Source organism: Nocardioides sp. cx-173 (assembly GCF_021117365.1).
Classification (GTDB): Bacteria; Actinomycetota; Actinomycetes; order Propionibacteriales; family Nocardioidaceae; genus Nocardioides.
Map to the genome: position 1 here is coordinate 3,205,993 of NZ_CP088262.1, position 24,556 is coordinate 3,230,548.

A 24,556-nucleotide genomic window follows, 5' to 3' on the forward strand; every position below is an offset into this window, starting at 1 on the left:
CGACTGTCGGTGGCGGGTGCTTGAGTAGTCCTATGCCCAGCACCCCCGCCGACCTCCTGCAGGTCATGCGCGCCACCACCGCGACCGCGGTCGCGGTCGAGCTGGAGCGGCTGCACGCGGCGCTGGACTGGTGCGAGATCCACGCCACCGACGACGAAGACGACGCCGCGTTCGGCGACCACGGCATCCCGCTCGCCGGACCCGGGGCACCCATGGTCAGCGAGTTCGCGGTCATGGAGCTCGGCGCCGCCCTGGGCATGTCGACCGACTCCGCCAAGCGCTACGTCGGCGCCGCCCTCGAGATCAAGTACCGCCTCCCACGGATCTGGGCACGCGTCGAAGCCGGTCAGCTCGGGTTCTGGAAAGCCCGCTGGATCGCCGAGCACACCAAGTGCCTGCCCATGGCGGGTGCGGCGTTCGTCGATGCCCGCCTCGGGTTCTGCGCGCACAAGGTGTCCTACGCCGAGGTCGAACGACAGATCACCACCGCGATCGCCCGGTTCGACCCCGAGCAGGCCGAGAAGCTACGCCGCCAAGCCGCCGACGGGCGCAAGCTCGACGTACACACCCACGACCTGACCCTCGAGGGCACGATCGAGGTATCCGGGACTCTGGATGCGCAGGACGCCCTCGACCTCGATGCCGCGATCAGCCGCCTCGCCGCAGACCGCAAGGCCGCCGGCTCCACCGAGTCACTGGATGTGCGACGCGCCCAGGCCGCCGGTGACCTCGCCCGCGGCCAAGACACGCTGCCCTTCGGTGACCAGGACGGTGAGGGTGGTTTCGAGACAGGACTTCGTCCTTCCTCAACCACCGAGAGCATCAAGATCACCCGGGTGATCGACCTGCACGTCCACGAGGCCGGCGTGTTCGGCGACCCGAACGCCACCGTCGGCAGAAGCGGCCGCAAGCCGGTGCTCGTCGAGACCATCCGCGAGTGGTGCGGCGCACCCGGCACCACAGTCATCAACGTCAAGCCCGTCAGAGACCTCGCCGAGCACATTCACGTCGCCGGCTACGAGCACCCGACCCGCCTCATCGAGCAGGACGACCTGGTCGACCACCACTGCGTGTTCCCCTGGTGCACCCGGCCAGCCGAACGCTGCGACCACGACCACGTCACCCCCTACCACCAGGGCGGACCGACCTGCTCCTGCAACTCCGCACCCCTGTGTCGCGGGCACCATCGCCTGAAAACGCACGGCCGCTGGACCTACGACGTCCTGGACCGCGGCACCTATGTCTGGCACTCACCCCACGGCCACACCTACCGCCGCGACCACACCGGCACCGAGCCGATCCCACCACCCGCGGGGCCACCGGCATGTCACCAGGGCGGTCGACGAGCCGACCCCGCTAGCGTGGGGTCCTCGCACTAGGGACGGGACCCGCCATGTACTTCGACAACTCGCCGTGCCGCGTCTGTGGAGCCGAGGTCGAGCTCCGGGCGCACGACGCGTCCGAGGTGCGCCACGGCAAGAACCCGGACGGCACCGTCGACCTCCGGGTCTGCAGCAACCCCGACTGCCCGACCAACGCGACCTCCCCTGCGGACACGCCGACTCCCTGAGACCGCAGCAAGGGGTCGATCTCGGTCCGGAGCTCCTGAACCACTTGGATCAGAGCTGCTCGGTCAGACGAGCGAGGCCTGGGCCGGAGAGGGCCAGCAGGCCGGCGGGGCGTCCCGAGACCGCGAGCAGCAGGTCGAGGTCGGTGCCGCGGACCGCCGCCCCGTGACCGTAGGACCAACCGGTGTCCGTGGACACGACCCGCAGCCCCCTGAGGCGCTTCGGCGCCCCCACGAACCTGTTCGTGGCGACGTAGGCCAGCGACGCCGCCACCACGTCGGGTGGTGAGGTGTGGACGAGACCGAGCGGGCGGGCGATGTCCTGGGCGTGGATGACGAGGTCCATGAGCGGGTCCATCCGGCTGCTGCCGGGCGTACGACGAGTGGAGGCCGCGCTCTCGCGCAGCATCTGGACGAGCTCCGCGGTCGAGTGCCGGGCCGCGCGCCGCGCCGCCCGGTCCACCTCCATCCGGTCGAAGCTGCCCCGGGCCCGCACCGCCGCGACCAGGATCGTGCCCAGGCCGTCGCGCGTGGTGCCGGTCAGGTGGGCGACGACGTCGCGGACCGTCCACGCGCCGCACAGGGAGGGAGTGGCCCACTGCCTGTCGTCCAGGTGGGCGACCAGATCGGCGAGGGCGACGCGCTCGGCACTCACCGCGCCGTCGATCGAGGCGTTGTCCATGCCGGTTCGACAGGTCGGAGGCGCGGGACTCATCGGCCTCTCAGGCGTCACGTGCCGCCTCGAACGCCGCGGCGACCTCGAGCAGCCGCCGCTCGGCGCCGTGCGGCGCGACGATCTGGACCCCGACCGGCAGCCCGGAGGGCGTGTGACCGGCGGGCACCGAGATCGCCGGGCAGCCGGTGACGGTGATGAAGTAAGCCGAGCGCATCCAGTCGAGGTACGACTCCATCTCGACGCCGTTGATCGCCGTCGGGAACTCCTGGTCGGCGGGGAACGGCGGTACCTGCGAGACCGGCAGCACCAGCACGTCGTACTGGGCGAAGAACAACCGCATGCGCTCCCCCAGTGCCGTGCGCCGCGCGTAGGCGGTCGCGACGTCGGCGCCGGTGAGCGACTCCCCGGCGCGGATGTTGTCGGCGAGCGACTGCTTGAACGACCCCGGGTGCCGCGCGAGCAGCTCCCCGAAGCGCGCCTGGAAGTGCCAGGCACGCAGGGTCCGGAACGTCTCGTCGGCCTCGCCGAGGTCCGGATGGTCGCCGAAGACCCGGGCACCCGAGCTCGCCAGCAGCCGCCCGGCGTCCTCCACGACGGTCGCGACCTCGTGGTCCACCTCGAACGCGCCACCGAGGTCCCGCGACCAGGCCACCCGCAGCCCGTGCAGCGTGCCGGTCACCGGGGGCGCGAAGGCCGACCCGTGCTCCCCCAGGGCCAGCGGTACGCGCGGGTCCGGACCGGCGAGCACCGACAGCAGGAGCGCCACGTCGCCGACGTTGCGAGCGAGCGGACCACTGACCGAGGTCGTCTCCCACTGGTTGGCCAGCGGCCACCCCGGCACCCGTCCCAGGGAGGGGCGCAGGCCCACGACGCCGCAGAACGAGGCGGGGTTCCGCAGCGAGCCGCCCATGTCGGAGCCGTCGGCGAGCGGCACCATGCCCGAGGCGAGCGCCGCGGCCGCTCCCCCGCTCGAGCCGCCGGCCGACCGGCTCGGGTCGACCGGGTTGAGGGTGGTGCCGAAGACCGTGTTGAAGGTGTGGGAGCCGGCGGCGAACTCGGGCACGTTGGTCTTGCCGAGCAGTACGACGCCGGCCCGGCGGATCCGCTCGACGACCAGGTCGTCGGCGTCCGGCACGTGGTCGGCGAACAGCGGCGAGCCGTAGGTGGTGCGCCAGCCCGCGACGGCGTGGGTGTCCTTGACCGCGAACGGCAGTCCGTGGAGCGCGCCGACCGGCCCGCCCGAGGCGAGGTGCTGGTCGGCCGCGGCCGCTCCGGCCATGGCCCGGTCGGCGTCGAGCGAGACGATCGCGTTGAGCTCGCCGTTGCGGCTCTCGATGCGCGCCAGGTGCAGCTCGAGCAGCTCGCGCGCCGAGATCCGCCGCTCCCGGATCGCTGCGGCCTGCTCCCGCGCGGTGGACTCGACCGTCAGCTCGCTCATGCGGTCATGATCGCCGACGGCCGAAGAGGCCCCCGACCAGACCCTGCGCGACGACCCCCAGCAGCACCAGCCCGGCGCCCACCGCGACGCCCCTGAGGAAGTCCTCCTGCGACGCCGCCGCGCCGGCCCTCGGCGCGCTGAACACCTCACCCGGCACCGCTGACCCGTCAGAAACTTTCTGACGGGTCAGCGTGTCGCCCACGTTGCTGAAGAACTCGCCGGCCATGCGCTTGGAGACCGAGCCGAGCATCCGCTGGCCCACGCCGCCCACCATCCCGCCGACGACGGCGTCCGCGTCCCACGTCACCTGCGTGCCCTCGGGCACCTCCTCGAAGCGCACCGCGACGGTCGCGTCCACCGTCCCGGGAGCGCCCGCGCCCTGTAGGCGCATCGTCAGCGACTCGTGCTCGGCGAGCTCCGACAGCGCGCACGACCCGTCGTAGGTGCCCTTGATCGCAGCCACCCCGGCCGTGACCGTCATGGCGTAGGCGTGCTCGCCCGTGGCCTCGAGCCGGGAGCAGCCCGGGATGCTCTGCACGAGGACGGCCGGGTCCAGGACGGCGTCCCAGACCGCGTCGAGGGGCAGGGGGATGACGTTCGAGCCGCTGATCTTCACGAGGTCTCCTCGGCGTGCGCGAGTCGGAGGTGGAAGAGCTCGGAGGGAGAGATCGGCATCGCCGTGATCGTCAGACCAGGTGAGCTGAGCCCCTCGGCATCCTCGATCGCGGAGGCGAACACCGCCGCCGACGGGATCACCCCGGCCTCGCCCGCGCCCTTGATGCCGAGCGGGTTGAGCGGCGAGGGGGTCTCGAGGTGGTCGATGTCGATGCCGTCGGGGACCTCGGTGACGTAGGGCATCAGGAAGTCCATGAACGAGGCGTTGAGCAGCTGCCCCGACTCGTCGTAGACCATCCGCTCGTAGAGCGCCCCCGCGACTCCCTGCGCGACGCCGCCGTGGATCTGCCCCTCCACGATCATCGGGTTGATCAGCCTGCCGCAGTCGTGGACGACGGCGTACTTCAGGATCGTGATCTCGGCGGTCAGCGGGTCGGTCTCGACGATCACCGCGTGCATGCCCGAGGCGAACGTCGAGCGCTCGGGCGAGTAGAAGTCGGTGCCCTCGAGCCCCGGCTCCTCGTCCTCGGGCACCGGCGGCTTCCCGGGGTCGCCGACCGTGAACTGGGTGGCCGCCTTGGACGCCTCGTCGAAGGCGTAGCGCAGCGGGTTGGACAGCACCGCCACCGTGCCCAGGTCGATCGCCGCGCCGGGCGAGCCCTTGACCGACACGACGCCGTCCACGACCTGCAGGTCGTCGGGCGAGGCCTCGAGCGCCTCGGCGGCGATCCGGAGGACCTTCTCCTTGGTCTTCCTGGCCGCCAGGTGGATCGCCGAGCCGCTCATCACCGCGGCCCGCGAGGCGAAGGTGCCGACGGCGTACGGCATCCGGCGGGTGTCGCCGGTGACCACCTCGACGTCGTCGAAGCGGCAGCCGAGCTCGTCGGCGACCAGCTGCGCGAAGACCGTCGCGTGCCCCTGCCCCTGGGTGGTGAGACCGGTGGCGACCTTGACCTTGCCGGAGGTCTCGATGTGCACGTGCGCGCCCTCGTAGGGGCCCACGCCGGTGCCCTCGACGTAGCAGGCCAGGCCGATGCCGACCCGCCGTCCCTGCGCGGCCATCTCCGCGCGGAACGCCGGGAAGTCGTCCCACCCGACCAGCGTCTTGATCTTCTCCAGCAGGGCCGGGTAGTCGCCGCTGTCGTACTCCAGCTCGCGGCCGTCCTGGAAGATCAGGCCCTGGTCGAAGGGGAACTCGTCGGGCTGGATGAAGTTGACCGCCCGCACCTCGGTGCGGTCCCGACCGAGCTCGGCGGCGATCGCGTCCATCGTGCGCTCCATCGCGAAGCAGCCCTGCGGCCGCCCGGCGCCGCGGTACGGCGTGACCATCACCGTGTTGGTGTAGAGCGACTCGAACACCACCCGGTAGACGTCCGGCTTGTAGGGCCCGAGCAGCTGGGTGGAGGTGATGATCGGGACGATCAGCCCGTACGGCGTGTAGGCGCCGTGGTCGTGCCAGAACCTCACGTCGAGGGCCAGCAGCCGCCCCTCGTCGTCGAAGCCGACCTCGATGTGGTGGATCTGCCCGCGCTCGTGGGCCGAGGAGACGAAGTGCTCGCGGCGGTCCTCGATGAACTTCACGGTACGGCGCAGGGTGCGCGCCGCGAGCGGCACCAGCAGCTCCTCGGGCCAGGGATGGTTGATCTTCACGCCGAACCCGCCGCCGACGTCGGGGGTGATCACGTCGACCTGGCGCAGGTCGAGCCCCAGCTTGACGGCGACGACCGCGCGCACGCCGGTCGAGGTCTGGGTGGAGGTCCACACCTGCAGCCGGTCGCTGTCGGGGTCCCAGCGGGCGACGGTGCCGCGCCCCTCCAGCGGCATGCTGGCGCTGCGCTCCACGTCGAGGTCGAGGGTGAGCCGGCGCGGGGCCGCGGCGAGCGCCGCCTCGACGTCGCCGGTGCTCTGCTCCATCCGGGCGCCGACGTTGCCCGGCACGTCCTCGTGCACCAGCCGGTCGGCGGCGCGGGCGGCCTCGACGCCGACCACGGGCGGCAGGACGTCGTAGGTGACCCTGATCCGCCCGACCGCGTCCTCGGCGACGTAGCGGTCCTCGGCCACGACGAACGCGACGGCCTCGCCGACGTAGTTGACCTCGTCCTTGGCCAGCGCGTACTGCGTGCGGCCGTGGGTCAGCGCCGGGTGCGGGATCAGCAGGGGCAGCGGGTCGGCCATCGGCCCGGTCAGGTCGTCGTAGGTCCACACCGCGTGGACCCCCTCGACGTCGAGCACGTCGGCCACGTCGATGTCGACGATGCGCGCGTGCGCGTGTGGCGAGCGGAGCACGGCGGCGTGCAGCGTGGCCGGGTCGACCGCGATGTCGTCGGCGTAGCGGCCCCGACCCCTGAGGAACCGCTGGTCCTCGACGCGCTGGACGCCCGTGCCCATCAGCCTGGTGGTCATGCGCCCAGCTCCGCGGCGCGCTCGACGGCCTTGACGATGTTCTGGTAGCCGGTGCAGCGGCACAGGTTGCCGGCGATCATGTCCCGGGCCTGCTCGTGCGTGGGCTGCGGGTTGTCGCGCAGCCCGGCGGTGATCGTCGTGAGGAAGCCGGGCGTGCAGAAGCCGCACTGCAGGCCGTGGCACTCGGCGAACGCCTGCTGCACGTTGCTCAGCGTCCCGTCCGCGCCGGCGAGCCCCTCGACCGTCGTGAGGTTCAGCCCGACCGCCGACACCGCGAACATCAGGCAGGCTCGGACGGGCCGCCCGTCGGCGAGCACCGTGCACGCCCCGCAGACGCCGTGCTCGCAGCCGACGTGGGTGCCGGTGAGGCCGAGGTCGTGGCGCAGCGCGTCGGACAGCAGCCGCCGCGCCGGCACCCGCAGGTCGTGGACGACGCCGTTGACGCTCAGCTGGACCTCCAGCAGCGGCTCACTCATCGCCCGTCGCCTCCCGCACGACCCGCTCGGTGAGCACCCGGACGAGCTGGGCGCGGTAGGCCGCCGTGGCGTGGATGTCGCCGGCCGGCTCCAGCCGCGCGAGCGCGGCCTCGCCCAGGTCCTTGACCGGCACGCCGGAGAGGTCCACCACGACGGGTACGTCGCTCACGGACACGTAGCCGACCTTCACGGTCCCACCCTCCACCAGCGCGGCCGCGCCGACCAGGGCGTAGTCGCCGTGGCGACGCGCGATCTCGGCGAAGGCCACCCGCCCACCCGGCGCCAGGGCCGGGAAGCTCGCCGACGTGGCGATCTCGTCGTGCGCCAGGCTCGACTCGAGCGGACCGACGTACAGCTCGGAGGCGGGGATGGTGCGGGTGCCGGACGGCCCGACCACCTCGACCGAGCCCCCGAGCAGCGTGAGCACCATCGGCAGCTCCGCGGCCGAGTCGGCGTGCACGATCGAGCCCACCGTCGTGCCGCGGTTGCGGATGGTCGCATGGGCCACGTGCGACAGCGCGAGCCGCAGCAGTGGCTGCACCCGCGCCGCCTCCTCGTGCGTCAGGACGTCGGCGTGCCGCGCCAGCGCGCCCACGCGAACCCCGCCGGGGCTCACCGTCACCTCGTCCAGCCCGGGCAGGCCGTTGATGTCGACCAGCCTCGAGGGCGCCGCGAGGCGCATCGACAGCAGCGGTACCAGCGACTGACCCCCCGCGAGCACCTTCGCGCCCGGGTCGCCGGACAGGGCGGCCAGCGCGTCCTCCAGCGAGCCGGGGCGGACGTAGTCGAAGGGGGCGGGCTTCACAGCGCTCGGGTGACCTCGTCCGCTCCTCGATGGACGCTCGGGCGGTGCCCGCGGCCGACGAGGTGGAAGTAGACGATGACCAGGATCGTGCCGAGCGCGATGCCGCTCAGCTCGAAGTCGTCGGTGATGGCCAGCGTGACGCCGCCGATGCCGGCGATGATGCCGGCGGCCAGCCCCACGAGGTTGACCGGGTTGCCGAAGTCGACCCGGTTCTCGACCCAGATCTTGGCGCCGACCAGGCCGATCATGCCGTAGAGCACCACCGTGATCCCGCCGAGCACCCCGCCGGGGGTCGCGCTGACGATCGCCCCGAACTTCGGGCACAGCCCCAGCAGGATCGCGACGAGCGCGGCGACGTAGTAGGCGGCGGTGGAGTAGACCCGGGTGGCCCCCATGACGCCGATGTTCTCGGCGTACGTCGTGGTCGGCGAGCCGCCGAACGCGCTCGCCAGGGCGGTGGCGAACCCGTCGGCGCCGATCGCGCGGCCCATGTAGGGGTCGAGGTTCTCGCCGGTCATCTCGGCGACCGCCTTGACGTGCCCGGTGTTCTCCGCGATCAGCGCGATGACGCCGGGGAGCACGAGCAGGATGAAGGTCAGGGAGAAGCTCGGCCCGTGGACGACGCTGACGCCGTCGCCGAGCGTGCCGCTGGGCACCCCGATCCAGTCGGCCGCCTTGACGCCGGCCCACGTGACGCGGTCGTGGTCGAACGCCGTGGCGACGCAGTAGGTCCCCTCCGTCGTGCAGGGCTCGCCGTTCTGGTCCAGCAGGTTGGCGCCGGGCAGCACCGAGTTGACGGTGCCGAACACCTTGTCGGCGCCCCACGAGACCAGGTAGCCGAAGATGAGCGCCAGGAAGACCGCGACCCGGGACCAGAACCCAGGGAACAGCACGGCGGCGGCGACGAGGAAGGTGGCCGTCAGCAGGGCCACCCACTGGTCCTGCGGCCAGTAGACGCCGGCGACGACGGGCGCGAGGTTGAAGCCGATGAGCATCACGACGGCGCCGGTCACGGCGGGCGGCAGGATGCGGTGGATCACCGAGGAGCCGGCGAAGTGGACCAGGACCCCCACGAGCAGCAGCACGAGGCCCGCCACCATGATCGCGCCGGTGACGTCCGCGGAGTCGCCGCCCTGGCCGCGGATCGCGGCGACGCTGGCCACGAAGGACGCACTGGTGCCCAGGTAGCTCGGCACCTTGTTGTTGCAGATCAGCAGGAACAGGATCGTGCAGATGCCGGAGAACATGATGGCGAGGTTCGGGTCGAGCCCCATGACCAGCGGGAACACGAACGTCGCCCCGAACATCGCGACCACGTGCTGGGCGCCGAGCCCGGCGGTCTTGCCCCAGCCGAGGCGCTGGTGCGGGCCGACCGCCTCGCCGGGAGCGGGGTCGATCTTCTCCCAGGTGAACAACGACATCGGTGGCCTCCTCGGCGGTGCGCGATCCACGAGAGCCCTATGACACACCCTCCGGGCCCTGACGGACAGGACCTACGCCGCAAAGTTGCGGAGTAGCGTCTGGCCTGTGACCCGGCCTCGACCGATCCCGGCCGCCGCCCCGGCCCGCGTGGCAGCGCGGCTACGTGACGCGCCCGACGGCCCGCTGCCGCTGCTCCACACCGGGCGGCACGCCGTGTACGTCGCGCTCGGCGAGCGCGCGCTGGGCGTGGTCGCGCGGCACGCGTGGCAGGTGCCCTGCGCGTTGCGCACCCGCCTGCCCGCACTGCCCGACGTCCGCTCCGCCTCGGTCCTCGCCGGGGTCCTGCACCTCGACGCGGCGCCGGTCGTGGTGGGCCGACTGGTCCAGACCAGCGTCACGGTGCGGAGCCTGCGACTCGCCGCGGACCGCGTCGACCCCGCGGCTCTGGTGGGCGGCGGCGGCGGGCTCACGCCGTACGGAGACGACGTGCTGTGCGGCTACCTCGCCGCCCTCCGGGCCGCCGGCCACCCCACCGAGCGCCTCGACGCCGAGGTCATGCGGCTGCTGCCCCGGACCACCGTCCTGTCGGCGACGCTGCTGGAGTGCGCACTGCGCGGCGAGGTCCTGCCGGAGGTCGCGGCCCTCCTGGCGGCCTGGGGCACGCCCGCGGCGGCCGCCGCCGAGGCGGCCCTGCTGCGCGTCGGCAGCTCGTCGGGCGCCGGACTGCTCGAGGGCGCCCGTCTGGCGCTGGCCGCATGAGCAGCCACGTCGAGCTCCGCCCGGGCGCGTACGCCGACTCGGTGACCCTGCTCCAGGTGAGCCGCACCGTCGCCGGGCTGCCCGGCGTGGCCGCGGCCCAGGTGGCGATGGCGACCCCGCTCAACATCGAGGTGCTCGAGGGCATGGGCTTCGCCGTCCCGGCCGAGGCGGGGGTCAACGACCTGGTCGTCGCCGTACGCCTCGACGACCCGGCGGCCCTCGACGCGGTCCTCGCCGGAGTCGACCGGGCGCTCGACGACAGCAGCCGCCGCCCCACAGGCGCCGCCGAGGTGGCGCCGCACCGCACCACCGCCGCCGCGCTGCGAGACGCCGGCGACGCCCTCGTCCTGGTGTCCGTGCCCGGGCCCAGCGCCGTCGTCGAGGCGATGGACGCCGTCGAGGCCGGGCGCGACGTGATGGTCTTCAGCGACCACGTGCCGGTCGAGCACGAGGTGGCGCTCAAGCGCGCGGCCGAGGCGGCCGGCGTCCTGGTCATGGGCCCCGACTGCGGCACGGCGATCGTGGATGGCGTCGGCCTCGGCTTCGCCAACGTCGTGTCCCCCGGCCCGGTCGGCATCGTCGCCGCGTCCGGCACCGGCTGCCAGCAGCTGCTCGCGCTCCTCGACCACGCCGGTGTCGGCGTCACCTCGGCGCTCGGTGTCGGCGGCCGCGACCTCACCGCCGAGGTCGGTGGCCTCGCCACCCGCGAGGCCCTGCGCCGCCTCGACGCCGACGACCGCGTCGAGCTCATCGTCGTGGTCTCCAAGCCGCCCGCGCCCGAGGTCGCCACCGCGATCGAGGAGTACGCCGCCGGCCTGGCCACCCCGGTCGAGCTCGCCCTCCTCGGGCCCGGCCGGCCCGATCTGACCGCCGCCGCCGAGCGCGTCCTGCGACGCCTCTCCCGCGCTCTCCCGGACCTGTCCCCCGCTGACCCGTCAGAAACTTCGCGACGGGTCGGCGGGGAGCTGCTGCGCGGGCTGTTCGTGGGCGGCACCCTCGCCGGCGAGGCGCGACAGATCGCCGCCGAGACCCTCGGCGTGGTGGGCAGCGCGCTGGCGGACCTGCACGGCGAGGGACACGGCGTCGTGGACTTCGGCGACGACGCCTACACCTCGGGGCGCGCGCACCCGATGATCGACCCGACCCTGCGACTGGAGCACCTCGCCCGAGCCGCCGCGGACCCGCACACCGGCGTCATCCTGCTCGACGTCGTGCTCGGCCATGGCGCCGAGCCCGACCCCGCGGCGCTCCTGGCCACGGCCCTGGCCGAGGTCAGCCAGCCGGTCGTCGCCTGCGTGGTCGGCACCGCCCAGGACCCGCAGGACCTGGACCGACAGGTCCGACTGCTCGCGGAGGCCGGCGCCGAGGTCCACCTCTCCAACGCCGGCGCGACCCGGCGCGCCCTCGAGATCCTGGGAGCCGGCCGATGAGGGTCGTGACCGCCGGAGCCGACCTGCTGGCCGACGCGGTCCAGGCCCAGGCCGTCGACGTCACCCGCGTCGACTGGCGCCCTCCCCTGCCCGGCACCGAGGCCGACCTGACCGCGGTCGCCCTCGACCCCCGTCGCTCCGAGGCCAACGCGCGCGCCGGCGCCGCGATGCTCGCCGTCACCGCCCACCTCGTCGACGTCGGCCCGGCCTCCGAGGTGCTGGGGCTGCAGCGCGGCGAGTTCCTGCACGCCGGGCCACCGATCACCTGGGACCGCGCCTCCGGTCCGCTGCGCGGCGGGCTCATGGCGGGCGCCGCCCTCGAGGGCCTGGTCGACGACCCGGAGGACGCCGTCGCGCTGTTCGAGTCCGGCGACACCGTCTCCCTCGAGCCCTGTCACCACCGGGGCACGGTCGGCCCGATGGCCGGCGTGGTCACGCCGAGCATGTGGATGTTCGTGCTCGAGGACCGGGCCACCGGGCGGCGTACCCACTGCTCGCTCAACGAGGGCCTCGGCAAGGTGCTGCGCTACGGCGCCTACTCCCCCGACGTCCTCGCCCGCCTGCGTTGGATGGGCGACGTCCTCGGCCCCGCGCTGCGTACGGCGGTCCGGGCCACGGTGGACGACACGGGGCCCGTCGACGTCACCGGCATCCTCACGCAGATGCTGCAGATGGGCGACGAGGCCCACAACCGCAACCGCGCCGGCACCCTGATGCTGCTGCGCGACCTCGCCCCGGCGCTCGCGAGCAGCGGCATCGACGCGGGCGACGTCGCCGAGGTGCTGCGGTTCGTGGGCGGCAACGACCACTTCTTCCTCAACCTGGCGATGCCGGCCTGCAAGCTCGCGCTCGACGCGGCCCGCGACGTGCCGGGCTCGACGATGGTGGTCGCGATGGCGCGCAACGGCACCGACTTCGGCATCCAGGTCTCGGGCACGGGCGACGAGTGGTTCACCGGCCCCGCGCAGGTCGCCGAGGGCCTCTACCTCGGCGACTACGGCCCCGACGACGCCAACCCCGACATCGGCGACTCCGCCATCACCGAGACCGCCGGGCTCGGCGGCTTCGCGATGGCGACCGCCCCGGCGATCGTGCGCCTGGTGGGCGGCAGCGTGCCCGACGCCCTCGCCACGACCCGCCGCATGCACGAGATCACGCTCACCGAGAACCCCCGCTGGTCGGTGCCGGTGCTGGAGTTCCAGGGGACGCCCACGGGCATCGACGTGACCCGGGTGTGTCGCACCGGGATCCTGCCGCAGATCAACACCGGCATGGCCGGGAGGCTCGCCGGCGTGGGGCAGGTCGGCGCCGGCCTGGTCACGCCGCCGGCCGCGATCTTCCCCCAGGCCCTGGTCCGGCTCGCCGAGCTGAGTACCCAGGCTCAGCACGCCTGAGCCCGTCGCCACGCGCGACGCGAGTGCCCGAGCGGGCTGACTGGGGGCATGACCCGTTACGGCGACCCCTCCGCCTGCCCTGACTGCCGCGCCAGCCTGCCCACGGGCGCCGAGCGCTGCCCCTCGTGCGACCTGCCGCTGACCCACCCGGTCGCCGCCGAGCTGCTCGCCACCCTGACCTACGCCGACCATCTGCTCGCCCGGCTGCGCGCCGTCGGCGCGGTCCCGGTCGCGGCGTCGTTCGTGCCGCCCGTGGCCCCGATGCCGCGCGCGGCCGCACCTGCTCGCCGTACCGGCGTCCGGGCGGCGTCGGTGCCCAAGATCCTGCTCGGCCTCGGCGCCTTCTGCCTGCTCGTCGCGGCCGTGATCTTCCTGGCCGTGGCCTGGTCGTGGCTCGGCGTCGGGGGCCGTACGGCGGTCCTGGTCACGCTGACCGCCGCGGCCGGCGCCGCCGGCGCCTGGTTCGCCCACCGCGGCCTGCGGGTGGCCGGGGAGGCGCTCACGGCGGTGTCGCTCGGTCTGCTGGTCCTCGACGTGGTCGGTGCCGACAATGCGGGCTGGCTCGGCGAGCGCCCCGCATCCGGCCTGGCGCTGGTCGTGGGGGCCACCGTGGCGGTCGTGTCGCTCGGGCTGGCGCTCCTCCCCACCCGCCTGGTCGCCCCGCAGCTAGCGACCGTGGCGGGCGCCGGAGTGGCTGCGATGGCGGCGTTCGACCTCACCGACGGGTCGCTGTGGCTGGCTGCGGCCGCGGTGCTGGTCTTCGCCGGGCTGGCCGGTCTCGGCCAGCGCACGACCCTGGCCCCGCTGATGTGGGCGGCCGCCGCGGGCGCCAGCGTCTCGTGGATCGTCCTCACCTCGTCCGCGTTGTCGGCCACCGCCACGGACACTGGCGTCATCACGTTCACCTCTGTCTGGGCCGGTCCCGGCTGGGCGCTCCTGGCCGCCTCCGCGTTCGTGCTGCTGCCGCTGGTCGTGCATCGCGCCCGCGAGACAGTCGTCGTCGCCGTCGCATCGGCCGCGTCGATGCTGTCGCTGACCCTCGCCGTGCCGTTCGTCGACGACGGCGTCACCACGGTCGCGGTGGTCGCGCTCGGTCTCCTGGTGACCTGGACCGGCCTCTCCCTCGCACTCCCGCGTGCGTGGTCGGTCGTCGCGCGCGTCCCGGCGACACTCGCGGCCGTCCCGGTCGCGGTCGTCGCGGCCGCGCTCGCCGCCGAGGCCGCGCTGCGGACTCTCGAGGCCGGGCAGAGCGAGGGTGCCGATGTCCTGCTCGGCGACGCCGCTCCGTGGGCCCACCCGGCCGTCCTGCTGCCGTCGGTCGCCGCCCTCCTCGTCCTCGTCGCGGCCTGGATCCCGCGCACGCGGGGCACCGCGGGCCTGGTGACCGCCGCCGCTGCCCTCGCCGCGGCGAGCGTGGCCACCCTCGCGCTCTGCCCGGTCCCGCTGTGGACCGTCGTGGCGGCGCTCGCCCTGGCCGGAGCGGTGCTCGTCGCCGACTCGCTGCGGCGTGAGACCGGAGCGCCCGAGACCCTGGTCGGTCTGGGAGGCCTGGCTGTGTCACTGGTGGCGGGGCGAGGCAGCGAGGTGCTGGTCACCGTGGACCTCGGTCTGCTCACGGCCGCCGCCGTCGCCCTCCTGGCGCTGGGCTGGGCACCGGCGTCCCGCCCGCTCGGCGACCTGCTGTTGCCGGGCGTCCTCGCGGCGCTGATCTGGTCGGGCGCCGGGCTGGGCGGCATCGAGGTCCTCGACCGGGCCGTCCCGATCCTCGTCGTGGTGGGCCTGCTCGCGATCGCGCGCCCGCACGTGGAGCTCGAGGCCTCCGCCGCCGTCGCGGCGGCCGCGGCCGCCGGCGCGAGCGTCCTGGCCGCCCATGACACCGCCACGGCCGCGAGCCTGCACCTCACCGTCGCGGGCGTGCTGGTCACGGCGTCCAGCCTGGTGCACGAGCGGCGCCGCGCCCTGGCCGTCCCCGGTGGCGCCCTGCTGCTGCTCGCGACCTGGGTGCGCCTCGCCGACCTCGGCGTCGAGGCGCCCGAGGCCTACACGCTGCCGCTCGCGGCGGTCCTCGTCCTCGTCGGCCTGCGCCGGGTGCGGCGCGACCCGGCGGCGTCCACCGGCGCCTCGCTCACCCCCGGTCTGGTGCTGGCCACGGTCCCCTCGCTGCTGTGGGTCCTGGCCGGCGACCCGGTCTCGCCCCGCGCGGTGCTGCTGGGCGCCGGGTGCCTGACCCTGGTCCTCGCCGGCACCCGGCTGCGCTGGAGCGCCCCGCTCGTCGTCGGCGCCACGGTCGGCGCCGTCCTGGCCGCCCGCGAGCTCGCGCCGTACGTCGCCGAGACGCCGCAGTGGGTGGTGCTCGGCGTCGCCGGAGTGCTGCTCACGGTCGTGGGCGTGACCTGGGAGCGTCGCCTGGTCGAGCTGCGCCAGGCCTCGGCCTACCTCGAGCGCCTGCGCTGAGCCTTCGGCGACCAGAAGGCCGCCACGATGTCGATGCTGCCGGAGCCGCGCATCGGGGTGCCCTCCTCCAGGTAGCACTGCCGGGCCTCGCCCTCGTGGCTGTGCGGCAGCGAGCCGTCGGCGCGCACCACCCGCCACCAGGGCACCGGCCCACCGTGGCGCGACATGATGGCGCCGACCTGGCGCGGCCCGCCGCCCACCACGTCGGCGATCGCGCCGTACGTCGTCACCCGGCCGCGCGGGATCCGCTCGACGACGCGCAGCACCGCCTCGGCGTACTCCTCGGCGTCCGGCATGGACGGCAACCTATCTGTGGGTGGAAGGGCAGTGGCCCCGTCCGCCGAGACGGACGGGGCCACTCAGTGTCACCCCCGTCGGTGGGTCCTCGTCAGAGGATCGGAGAGAACGGCTCCGTGCCGTGGGCCAGCGCGAGGCCGGAGAGGGAGCCGTGCTGCTGGGCGTAGGCGAGCTCGCGGCCCAGGTCGCCCACGCCGTTGGAGGCGGGCAGCGGGGCGAGCGCGAGCGTCGAGAGCGTGCCGAGCGCCTTGCCCTCGTCGTCGAGGAACGCCGACCCGGAGTCGCCGGGAACGCCCGGGGTCAGCGTGTAGACCGAGTGGGTCCAGCCGCCACCGTCGGCGCCGAGGCTGACGCCGGCCTTGGGTCCGAGCTGCTCGATGCCGGCGCGGATGCCGGAGTTGCCGAAGCTGTAGACGTGGTCCCCGGTCGCGGTGCCGGCGGTGTTGATGCCGTTCGGGCCGCCCCAGAAGGGGATGGACGGGTTGACCTTGTCGACGTCGCCGGCGTCGACCCTCACCAGGGCGAAGTCGTTGTAGGCGCAGGTGTCGGGGTCGGACTCCTCGCGGGCCTGCATCGTCAGCCAGCTGCTGTAGACCAGGGTGCCGGCGCCGACCTGCTCACCGGCGCCCACGAGCGAGCCTCCTCGGTTGAAGGTGACCCGGGTGCCCACGGGCAGCGACTGCGCCAGGCAGCCGTCGGTGTCGGTGGCCTCGCCGGTGCTGGCGCAGTGCGCAGCCTGGCCGACGTAGACGCTGCCGGCGGCGTCGGTGAAGACGAAGTTGGCCGTGCACTGACCGCTGCCGGCGGTGTTGGTCTGCACACCGGGGGTGATGGCCGCGGTGTCGGCCGGGGCCCAGGCGACGGCAACCGAGCCGTCAGCGCCCTCGGGAGCGGCCTGAGCGGTGGGGGTGGTGCTCATCGCGGCGGCCAGCACGGCGCTGGCCACGGCGGCGCCCAGCGCGGTGAGCCGCCTGGTCCGGGTGGTCCGGGTGGCGATCTTCATCGGGTCCTCCTGGGCGTTCGGCGACGGCGCCGAGAGCTGGTGTCCCCGGTCCAACGCCGGACCCCCCGAACGGGTTACGCCCGGGTAGTCATTTCTGACTACCCGGGCGCAGGTCCCGCAGCGGAGGACTCAGTACGAGGGCTGGCTCGGGTCGATCTGGTCGACCCAGGCCACGACGCCGCCGCCGACGTGCACGGCGTCGGCGTACCCGGCGCCCTTCACGATGGCCAGCGTCTCCGCCGAGCGCACCCCGGACTTGCAGTGCATGACGACCTGCTTGCCGGCGTCGACCGGGGGGAGCTGCTCGAGCGCGCTGCCGTTGAGGAAGTCGCCCTTGGGGATGAGCACGGAGCCGGGGATCCGGTTGATCTCGTACTCGTTGGGCTCGCGCACGTCCACCAGCACGAAGTCGCGGGTGCCCTCCTCGCGCTCCTTGAGCATGTGCTCGAGCTGGACGACCGAGATCGTCGAGCCGACGGCCGCGTCGGCGGCCTCGTCCGAGATGGCGCCGCAGAAGGCGTCGTAGTCGATCAGCTCGGTGACCGTCGCGTGCTCGCCGCAGAGCGCGCAGTTGGGGTCGCGGCGCACCTTGAGCTTGCGCCACTCCAGCTCCAGGGCGTCGTAGATGACGAGCTTGCCGACGGCCGGGTCACCGATGCCGGTCAGGACCTTGATCGCCTCGTTGACCTGGATCGACCCGATCTGGGCGCACAGCACGCCGAGCACGCCGCCCTCCGCGCAGCTCGGGACCATGCCCGGCGGCGGGGGCTCGGGGTAGAGGCAGCGGTAGCAGGGTGCGTCGACGCTCTCGCCGTTCTCGTCGGTGGCGTGCGGCCAGAAGACCGACGCCTGGCCGTCGAAGCGGTAGATCGAGCCCCACACGTAGGGGATCTTCAGGAAGTACGCCGCGTCGTTGACCATGTAGCGCGTGGCGAAGTTGTCGGTGCCGTCGACGATCAGGTCGTAGCCCTCGAAGACCTGCATCACGTTGTCGTTGTCGAGGCGCTCCTCGTGCAGGACGACCTTGACGTAGGGGTTGATCTCGGCGATCGACTCCTTGGCCGACTGGCCCTTGGGCTTGTCGATGTCGCTCACGCCGTGGATCACCTGGCGCTGCAGGTTGGACTCGTCAACGGTGTCGAACTCGGCGATGCCGAGGGTGCCGACGCCGGCCGCGGCGAGGTAGAGCAGGGCAGGGCTGCCGAGGCCGCCGGCGCCGATCACGAGGACCTTGGCGTTCTTCAGCCGCTTCTGCCCGGTCATGCCCACGTCCGGGATGATCAGGTGCCGGCTGTAGCGACGGACCTCGTCGATGCTCAGCTCGTCGGCAGGCTCGACCAGCGCGGGAAAACTCACGGCGTACTCCTCGGTGCAGTTTGGGGGGTGCTCTCGGCCCAACGCCGGGGCCTCCTGCCATGTTCCCCGTCCAACCTGAGCGGGCCCGACCGCGTCCCGTCATCCGGACCCCGGGCACCGGCGGGTACGCTCGCCTCGTCGATGAACTCGACGTCTCGGCACCAAGCGGCAAGAGGGAGCACGCGGTGAGCTCAGGGCAGTACGACGTCGCCGGGCCGCGCCCCCGGGGTGCCCGGATGCCGCGGCGCGAGCGCCGCGCCCAGCTGCTGTCCTCCGCGCTCGAGGTCTTCGTCGCGCAGGGTTACCACGCGGCCGCGATGGACGACATCGCCGAGCGGGCGGGGGTCTCCAAGCCGGTGCTCTACCAGCACTTCCCCGGCAAGCTCGACCTCTACCTCGCGCTGCTCGACGTGTCCTGCGACCAGATCATCGACAACTGCCGGGTGGCGCTGGAGTCCACGCAGGACAACAAGCTGCGCGTCGGCGCGGCCGTCGACGCGTTCTTCGAGTACGTCGCCAACGACAGCGGCGCGTTCCGGCTGGTGTTCGAGTCCGACCTGACCAACGAGCCGGCGGTGCGCGAGCACGTCGACCGGGTCACCTCCGAGTGCGCCGCGCTGATCGCCCACGTCATCCACGACGACACCGGCCTGCCCGACCCTGCGTCGCGTCTGCTGGCCGTGTCCCTGGTGGGAATGGCCCAGGTCAGCGCCCGGTTCTGGCTGAGCGAGGCTGGCGACATCGGCCGCAGCGAGGCCGCCGCCCTCGTGTCCGCCCTCGCCTGGCGCGGCATCCGCGGCTACCCCAAGACCGACGAGCACTGAGTCCCACGAACAACTGAGAAGCACGAGCAGAAGGAGACGACCTGTGGAGGTCAAGATCGGCGTCCAGTACGCATCCCGTGAGTTGGTCGTGGAGACCGACGAGACCACCGAGGCGGTCGAGAAGCTCGTCGCCGACGCGATCTCGGGCGACGGGGTCTTCGCGCTGAACGACACGAAGGGCCGCCGCATCATCGTCCCCGGCGCCAAGCTCGCCTACGTCGAGATCGGCCGCTCCACCACCGGCCACGTGGGGTTCCGCAGCTGAGCTGACCGAGCGAAGCGAGGTCAGGTCAGCTAGGAGGAAGATCGAGCGGCGCCCGCGACTGAGGAACGAAGTCGCGACGGCGCCTGTCGAGACCCGCAGCTGAGCTGACCGAGCGTCGCGACGACTGGCTCGGCCCCGACCGGGTACCGCACTCCGTTAGTCACTCCTAGCGGAAGGCTCCGTCATGCTCTGGACGATCATCGTCACCATCGTGGCCGGCACCATCATCGGTCTGCTCGGCAAGCTGGTCGCGCCCGGCGACCGCGACAACATCCCGCTCTGGCTCACGATCCTGTGCGGCATCGGGGGCTGCCTGATCGGCAGCTACCTGTACGCCGCGCTGTTCGACTGCAGCGACATGAACAACTGCACCAACGGCGTCGACTGGTGGCGCCACGTCTGGCAGATCGGCGTCGCCGCGCTCCTGGTGATGATCGCCGCCGCGGTCACCGGCCGCAGCGGGACGCCGGCGCGCCGCTGAGCCGTCCGCCGAGACCTAGCTCGCGAGCCCCAGGTCGGCCATGCGCTCGGCGTGGCGCTCGGTGAGGCGGGTGAACATCCGCCCGATGCTGGCCAGGTCGAGGCCGGGGCGGTCGACGCCGCCGGCGAGCAGGGCGGTCAGCGCGTCGCGCTCGGCGGCGACCCCCTGGGCCTGGATCAGCGCCTCCCCCATCAGTCGCCGCCCCCACAGGGCCAGCCGGCCGCCGAGGCGGTGGTCGGCCGCGATGGCCTCGCGGACCCGGTCGACCACGAACGCGGCGTTGCCGGCGGTGTCGACCGAGGACACGACGAGGTCGCGCGTGGCCGGGTCGAGGTAGGCGGCGATCTCGCGGTAGAAGTCGTTGGCCAGGCCGTCGCCGACGTAGGCCTTGACCAGGCCCTCGTACCAGTCCGACGGCGCGGTGTGGGCGTGGAAGAGATCGAGCGGCACGCGGAACGGCGCCATGGCGGCGAACGGGTCGCCGCCCAGCTCGACGATGCGGCCGTGGAGCAGCGCGACCTTGCCCAGCTCGGTCGAGGCCATCTCGGCGAGGGCCAGCTTGTCCTCGAGGCTGGGGGCGAGCTTGGAGTCCTCGGCCAGGCGCTCGAAGGCCGAGATCTCGCCGTAGGACACCACGCCGAGCAGGTCGATGACCGCCTCGCGGTAGACGGGGTCGTCGAACGCGACCGACAGGTCGGGGTCGGTCGGCTCGACCGGAGATGCGGGCATGGCCGCACCCTACCGATAGACTTGACCCAGCAGCGCCGCCTGACGGCGGCCCGTATGTGCGCGGCTGAGTGTGAATTGGCCGCAACCGACATCGACTCGGCTACCGGCTGATCCCACACGAAAGCGAAAGACACTGACCACCACCACCTTCCGCGAGCTCGGCGTCCTGCCCGAGATCTGCGACGCCCTCGAGCGCGCCGGCATCACCACCCCCTTCGCCATCCAGGAGATGACCCTCTCCGTGGCGCTCATGGGCACCGACCTGATCGGCCAGGCCCGCACGGGCACGGGCAAGACCCTCGCGTTCGGCATCCCGGTGCTGCAGCGCAGCGTCGTGTCGACCGACCCGGCCTACGCCGACCTGCCGCAGGGCAAGCCCCAGGCGCTGATCGTCGCCCCGACCCGCGAGCTCGCGCTCCAGGTCTCCAACGACCTGCACCTGGCCTCCAAGGACCTGGGCCTGCGGGTCCTGACCGTCTACGGCGGCGTCGGCTACGACACCCAGCTCGACACCCTCGAGTCCGGCGTCGACATCGTCGTCGGCACTCCCGGCCGGCTGATCGACCTGGCCAACCGCAAGGCGCTCGACCTCTCCCACGTCCACGCCGTCGTGCTCGACGAGGCGGACGAAATGCTCGACCTCGGCTTCCTTCCCGACGTGCAGCGGCTGCTGAGCATGACCCCCGAGACCCGGCAGACGATGCTGTTCTCGGCGACCATGCCGGCCGCGATCGTGGCGCTGGCGCGCACCCACATGCGCCACCCGATGAACATCCGCGCCGAGTCGTCGTACGACACCACGATGGTGCCTGCGACCGCGCAGTTCATCTACCAGGCCCACGACCTCGACAAGCCGGAGATCATCGGCCGCATCCTGCAGGCCGAGGACGCCGGCAAGATCATCGTCTTCACGCGCACCAAGCGGCAGGCCCAGCGCGTCGCCGACGACCTGGCCGAGCGCGGCTTCAGCGCCAGCCCCCTGCACGGCGACATGGCGCAGGTGGCGCGCGAGAAGGCGCTCGCGAAGTTCCGCGAGGACAAGATCCGGGTGCTCGTGGCGACCGATGTCGCGGCCCGCGGCATCGACGTCGCCGGCGTCTCCCACGTCATCAACTACACCTGCCCCGAGGACGACAAGACCTACGTCCACCGGATCGGCCGCACCGGTCGCGCCGGCGCCTCGGGCATCGCGATCACCTTCGTGGACTGGGCGGACCTGCACCGCTGGAAGATGATCAACAAGACGCTCGACCTGCCGTTCGACGAGCCGCAGGAGACGTACTCGACCTCCGAGCACCTCTACCACGACCAGGGCATCCCGCCGGGCACGAAGGGCCGCATCGTCGACCCGGCGCCGGTGGAGCGCAAGCCCCGCGAGGACCGCGGTGAGCGCGGCGAGCGTCGCAGCAGCGGCGACCGCCCCGCGCGCAACCGCGACCGCAACCGGACGCGGACCCGCACCCGCAGCGGCGGCGCCGAGGAGCAGGGCGCGACCGCGCCGGCCGAGTCCGGCGAGGCACCCGCGACCGCCGGCGCGTCCGAGGAGACCTCCGCCGCGCCGCGCAGCCGCAACCGGCGCCGGCGCTCGCGCGGTGGCGGCGGTGGCGGGAACGCCGCCGGCGACGCCTCGCAGCAGCCCGTCTGACCCCATCCTCGAGCACTCGGGAGACCTCATGGCCACCTACGACGCCCACCTCCAAGCCGCGGTCGACGCCACCTCGGTGGCCAAGTCCATCGGTGAGACCGATCTGGTCGCCTACCTGCGCGAGCAGCTCGCCGAGCGCGACATCGAGACCGCCGACGAGGCCTGGCTGCAGCACATGGTCGAGCAGATCCACGCGGACCCGAACTTCATGATCGACCGCGAGCCCGACGACTACGAGCGGCCCGAGAGCACGCTGCCCCGCGAGTAGGGCACGGCCGGCAGTCAGCCCAACGGGGCGAGCTGACGGCGTAGGACGACCGGCAGTCGTCGCTCCCCCGGGCCGCTCAGCATGAGCACCTGCTCCACGGTGAGCACACGAGGCGCGGTGTCCGCGTCGACGCGGAAGACGACGCTGCCGTAGGAGTCGTGCGCGTCTGCCTCCAGCCCGTCCCGACGTACCGGCTGCGCGCCGTCGAGGGAGACGCTGGGCCGGCTGTAGCGACGGACCTTCCAGGAGTCGCCGGCGGCGTTGTGCACGGAGACACCGAGGATCTGTAGCCGGACCGCGGCCCAGAGGGTGCCGTCGTCCGCCCAGCCGAGGACGGGGTCGTAGGGATAGAGCGAGACATAGGACGCCGTGAGGTTGGGGGGACTGGGGCGCAACGACGAGGCAGGATCGGCGGCGGCGAGCGCGCAGCGGTCCTCGACCTCCGTGCACCCGGCCGTGAGGCTCCGCTCCTGCTCGTAGAGCGCCTGTGCCACCCCGGCGTCGACCTTCCCGGTGGAGACGTCGACGGTCTGGGTCAGGCCGTCGTACTCCACCTCGAGACTCAGGTCGGTGACGTCCAGGTCGCCGCCGACACCGACCGCGAGCATGCGGGGGTCGTAGGAGACCACGTCGTCGTGCCCGAGATCGACGCGGTCGAGCTCGACCGTGCGGTCGCCGGCCACGAGACGCAGCTCGATCGGGGCCGGGTCCCCATCGCTGAGGAGCCCGCCCGGCGCGTCGAAGCGCCATCCGAGCGGCACCAGGGTGCCACCGTCGGGGGCCTGGAGATCCTGGCCGTCCTCCCAACGCGGGTCGTCGTACTCGACGTCGAGCATCTCGTGGGCGACGACGTCGACCGGCGCGCCGACGACGAACGTGAGGTCGGTGCCGGGCAGCCGCACCGTGATCGCCCGGCCGTAGGGGTCGGTCTCGAGAGGGACCATCTCGCCGACGTCGGCGGTCTCGCTCGCGTCGCCGGCGTTCGCGCGCCACACGAGCACGGCCAGGACCAGGGCGGCGACGGCGAGCGCCGCGATCGCGACCATCGCGATCGAGCGACCTCGCTCGGCCCGCGCCGAGGGCGTCGTCATGGGAGCTCCCTGGCCGGCACCGTCCAACGGAACCGCACCTCGTGTCGGCGGGTCACGAACGGCTCCCCCAGGGTCGCGTCGGCGACCAGGTCGAGTGTGAGGTCACCGAGCGGCTCACCCTGCGCGACGTCGAAGACCACCTGTGCCGGGTCGTGCGGATCCCTCGCGGCGAGGCCTCCTGCGAGGTCGTTGGCGTCGACCGCCGGCGCCACCGGCTCATCGCCGGCGAGGCGGACGGCGAAGCGGAGCCTGCTGTCCCAGTACTCCGTCGCGTCGCCTCGTCCGGTGACGAGCGAGAGCCGGCGGGGTCGCACGACGTTCACCACGACGAACTCGCGGCCCTCCTCGGCCCAGCCGAGGCCGTCGACGTACGGCGTGCGCAGCACGAGGTGGACCTGGCACTCCAGCCCGGGCAGGTAGTCGAGGGTCAGCGGAGTGCTGTCGAGGCGGCGAGGCTCACCGCACGGCGTGCCGCGGACGGCGAGCAGGTCCTCGGGTGACGGGAGGGCCGCCAGGTCGCTCGCACGCCCCGCCTGCACGGAGCCGTCTGCTGCGTCGACGACCTGGGTCGACCCCGCCACCTTGACGAGCACCTCGAGCTCCTCGGGCTGGCCCTCGACCGCGACCCAGCGCGCTCCTCCCCGCTGGGTGGGGTCGTTGGGATCCATGCTCAGGCCCCCCGGGACGGAGAGGGGGTACTCGTGGCCGTCGGCGCGCAGCACGATGTCGGCGACCCCGGCGTACGGCACGGAGACGGCGCTCATCGGGATGCGGTAGTCCTCCGCGAGGTTCACCTCGACCCGGACGAAGCTCCCGCCCTCGGGCGCCCGGATCGTGGGCTCGGCGCCCAGCAGGTCCGGGAGCTCCGCGCTGACCTGGCCCGCGGCCACCTGGGTGCGCGCCCACGGGAGCAGCACCTCCCCAGGATGCGGCAGCGGGTCCTCCTGGAAGGGGTGGTTGAAGATGTCGCCCGCCGCGGCCCGCGGCCGCGAGTCCTGCGCCCGGACGGCCACCAGCGTGGCGGCGAGCGCCAGCACCACGACGGCGAGGACCAGGACGACCCACCACAGGGAGCGCCCGCCCGGCGCCGGGTCCGACGCGGCGGGCTCGTCCGGCCCGGGCGACTCGTCGCTGTCCATGCGCTGCACCGTCCCCTCC

General features: G+C 73.2%; 24 protein-coding genes. 11 read left to right on the top strand and 13 right to left on the bottom strand.

What is annotated here, in order from left to right:
* Positions 1–32: 32 nt before the first annotated feature.
* Positions 33–1,379 carry an HNH endonuclease signature motif containing protein gene (locus LQ940_RS15575; protein WP_231243140.1) on the top strand — a complete coding sequence of 449 codons (1,347 nt, stop codon included), beginning with the start codon at positions 33–35 and terminating at the stop codon, positions 1,377–1,379.
* 14 nt (positions 1,380–1,393) lie between these two features.
* A complete protein-coding gene (locus LQ940_RS15580; protein ID WP_231243139.1) occupies positions 1,394–1,570 on the top strand; it encodes a hypothetical protein in 177 nt (58 codons plus the stop codon).
* A 49-nt stretch (positions 1,571–1,619) separates the two neighbouring features.
* On the opposite strand, the gene LQ940_RS15585 is transcribed toward LQ940_RS15580, so the two are convergent.
* From LQ940_RS15585 to LQ940_RS15615, 7 genes are read right to left on the bottom strand one after another with little or no spacing between them, the layout of a single operon-like run.
* Complete coding sequence (locus tag LQ940_RS15585) at positions 1,620–2,249, bottom strand: maleylpyruvate isomerase family mycothiol-dependent enzyme (RefSeq protein ID WP_231243138.1); 630 nt, start codon at positions 2,247–2,249, stop codon at positions 1,620–1,622.
* 40 nt (positions 2,250–2,289) lie between these two features.
* Positions 2,290–3,681 (bottom strand): amidase, encoded by a 1,392-nt coding sequence (locus LQ940_RS15590; protein ID WP_231243137.1) that lies wholly within the window; start codon positions 3,679–3,681, stop codon positions 2,290–2,292.
* Positions 3,682–3,685: 4 nt separating this feature from the next.
* Entirely contained in the window at positions 3,686–4,297 is a 612-nt protein-coding gene (locus tag LQ940_RS15595; RefSeq protein ID WP_231243136.1) for an SRPBCC family protein, read from the bottom strand.
* Positions 4,294–6,699 (bottom strand): aerobic carbon-monoxide dehydrogenase large subunit, encoded by a 2,406-nt coding sequence (gene cutA / locus LQ940_RS15600; protein ID WP_231243135.1) that lies wholly within the window; start codon positions 6,697–6,699, stop codon positions 4,294–4,296. Before cutA ends, LQ940_RS15595 begins: the two co-directional genes overlap by 4 nt.
* Complete coding sequence (locus tag LQ940_RS15605; protein ID WP_231243134.1) at positions 6,696–7,175, bottom strand: (2Fe-2S)-binding protein; 480 nt, start codon at positions 7,173–7,175, stop codon at positions 6,696–6,698. Before LQ940_RS15605 ends, cutA begins: the two co-directional genes overlap by 4 nt.
* The gene (locus LQ940_RS15610; RefSeq protein WP_231243133.1) at positions 7,168–7,980 is read right to left on the bottom strand and encodes an FAD binding domain-containing protein; all 813 of its coding nucleotides are present in this window, start codon (positions 7,978–7,980) and stop codon (positions 7,168–7,170) included. The genes LQ940_RS15605 and LQ940_RS15610 overlap by 8 nt, the downstream gene beginning before the upstream one ends.
* Positions 7,977–9,401, bottom strand: coding sequence for a uracil-xanthine permease family protein (locus LQ940_RS15615; protein ID WP_231243132.1), 1,425 nt, complete (start codon positions 9,399–9,401; stop codon positions 7,977–7,979). The genes LQ940_RS15610 and LQ940_RS15615 overlap by 4 nt, the downstream gene beginning before the upstream one ends.
* A gap of 106 nt (positions 9,402–9,507) precedes the next feature.
* Here LQ940_RS15615 and LQ940_RS15620 point away from each other — a divergent pair, with 106 nt between their 5' ends.
* Genes LQ940_RS15620 through LQ940_RS15635 form a run of 4 tightly spaced genes read left to right on the top strand, consistent with a single transcriptional unit; the run spans position 9,508 to position 15,439 of the window.
* Positions 9,508–10,161 (top strand): oxamate carbamoyltransferase subunit AllH family protein, encoded by a 654-nt coding sequence (locus LQ940_RS15620; RefSeq protein ID WP_231243131.1) that lies wholly within the window; start codon positions 9,508–9,510, stop codon positions 10,159–10,161.
* Positions 10,158–11,591 (top strand): FdrA family protein, encoded by a 1,434-nt coding sequence (locus LQ940_RS15625; protein ID WP_231243130.1) that lies wholly within the window; start codon positions 10,158–10,160, stop codon positions 11,589–11,591. Before LQ940_RS15620 ends, LQ940_RS15625 begins: the two co-directional genes overlap by 4 nt.
* A complete protein-coding gene (locus tag LQ940_RS15630) occupies positions 11,588–12,985 on the top strand; it encodes a DUF1116 domain-containing protein (protein WP_231243129.1) in 1,398 nt (465 codons plus the stop codon). The genes LQ940_RS15625 and LQ940_RS15630 overlap by 4 nt, the downstream gene beginning before the upstream one ends.
* Before the next feature lie 48 nt (positions 12,986–13,033).
* Complete coding sequence (locus LQ940_RS15635) at positions 13,034–15,439, top strand: SCO7613 C-terminal domain-containing membrane protein (RefSeq protein ID WP_231243128.1); 2,406 nt, start codon at positions 13,034–13,036, stop codon at positions 15,437–15,439.
* Here the strand turns inward: LQ940_RS15635 and LQ940_RS15640 are convergent.
* From LQ940_RS15640 to moeZ, 3 genes are all read right to left on the bottom strand, one after another.
* Positions 15,418–15,735 carry an MGMT family protein gene (locus tag LQ940_RS15640; protein WP_231243127.1) on the bottom strand — a complete coding sequence of 106 codons (318 nt, stop codon included), beginning with the start codon at positions 15,733–15,735 and terminating at the stop codon, positions 15,418–15,420. The two genes, LQ940_RS15635 and LQ940_RS15640, sit on opposite strands and share 22 nt — an antisense overlap.
* A gap of 92 nt (positions 15,736–15,827) precedes the next feature.
* On the bottom strand, positions 15,828–16,739 hold the full coding sequence (locus tag LQ940_RS15645; protein ID WP_231243126.1) for a S1 family peptidase: 912 nt from the start codon (positions 16,737–16,739) through the stop codon (positions 15,828–15,830).
* A gap of 129 nt (positions 16,740–16,868) precedes the next feature.
* Positions 16,869–18,095 (bottom strand): adenylyltransferase/sulfurtransferase MoeZ, encoded by a 1,227-nt coding sequence (gene moeZ, locus LQ940_RS15650; RefSeq protein WP_231243125.1) that lies wholly within the window; start codon positions 18,093–18,095, stop codon positions 16,869–16,871.
* A 236-nt stretch (positions 18,096–18,331) separates the two neighbouring features.
* On the opposite strand from moeZ, the gene LQ940_RS15655 reads away from it, so the two are divergent.
* The 3 genes from LQ940_RS15655 to LQ940_RS15665 all read left to right on the top strand — a co-directional run bounded on the left by LQ940_RS15655 (position 18,332) and on the right by LQ940_RS15665 (position 19,665).
* Positions 18,332–18,919 carry a TetR/AcrR family transcriptional regulator gene (locus LQ940_RS15655; RefSeq protein WP_231243185.1) on the top strand — a complete coding sequence of 196 codons (588 nt, stop codon included), beginning with the start codon at positions 18,332–18,334 and terminating at the stop codon, positions 18,917–18,919.
* Positions 18,920–18,962: 43 nt separating this feature from the next.
* Positions 18,963–19,184 (top strand): DUF3107 domain-containing protein, encoded by a 222-nt coding sequence (locus tag LQ940_RS15660; protein WP_231243124.1) that lies wholly within the window; start codon positions 18,963–18,965, stop codon positions 19,182–19,184.
* A gap of 184 nt (positions 19,185–19,368) precedes the next feature.
* A complete protein-coding gene (locus tag LQ940_RS15665; RefSeq protein WP_231243123.1) occupies positions 19,369–19,665 on the top strand; it encodes a GlsB/YeaQ/YmgE family stress response membrane protein in 297 nt (98 codons plus the stop codon).
* Positions 19,666–19,680: 15 nt separating this feature from the next.
* On the opposite strand, the gene LQ940_RS15670 is transcribed toward LQ940_RS15665, so the two are convergent.
* Entirely contained in the window at positions 19,681–20,394 is a 714-nt protein-coding gene (locus LQ940_RS15670; protein WP_231243122.1) for a ferritin-like fold-containing protein, read from the bottom strand.
* Between the two features lie 229 nt (positions 20,395–20,623).
* Here LQ940_RS15670 and LQ940_RS15675 point away from each other — a divergent pair, with 229 nt between their 5' ends.
* The gene (locus LQ940_RS15675; RefSeq protein ID WP_231243121.1) at positions 20,624–22,039 is read left to right on the top strand and encodes a DEAD/DEAH box helicase; all 1,416 of its coding nucleotides are present in this window, start codon (positions 20,624–20,626) and stop codon (positions 22,037–22,039) included.
* Between the two features lie 28 nt (positions 22,040–22,067).
* Positions 22,068–22,307, top strand: a complete 240-nt coding sequence (locus tag LQ940_RS15680; RefSeq protein ID WP_231243120.1) for a hypothetical protein — start codon at positions 22,068–22,070, stop codon at positions 22,305–22,307.
* Positions 22,308–22,321: 14 nt separating this feature from the next.
* On the opposite strand, the gene LQ940_RS15685 is transcribed toward LQ940_RS15680, so the two are convergent.
* Positions 22,322–23,398, bottom strand: coding sequence for a hypothetical protein (locus tag LQ940_RS15685; protein ID WP_231243119.1), 1,077 nt, complete (start codon positions 23,396–23,398; stop codon positions 22,322–22,324).
* Positions 23,395–24,537: a hypothetical protein gene (locus tag LQ940_RS15690; protein WP_231243118.1), complete on the bottom strand. Its 1,143-nt coding sequence runs from the start codon at positions 24,535–24,537 to the stop codon at positions 23,395–23,397. Before LQ940_RS15690 ends, LQ940_RS15685 begins: the two co-directional genes overlap by 4 nt.
* Positions 24,538–24,556: the final 19 nt, after the last annotated feature.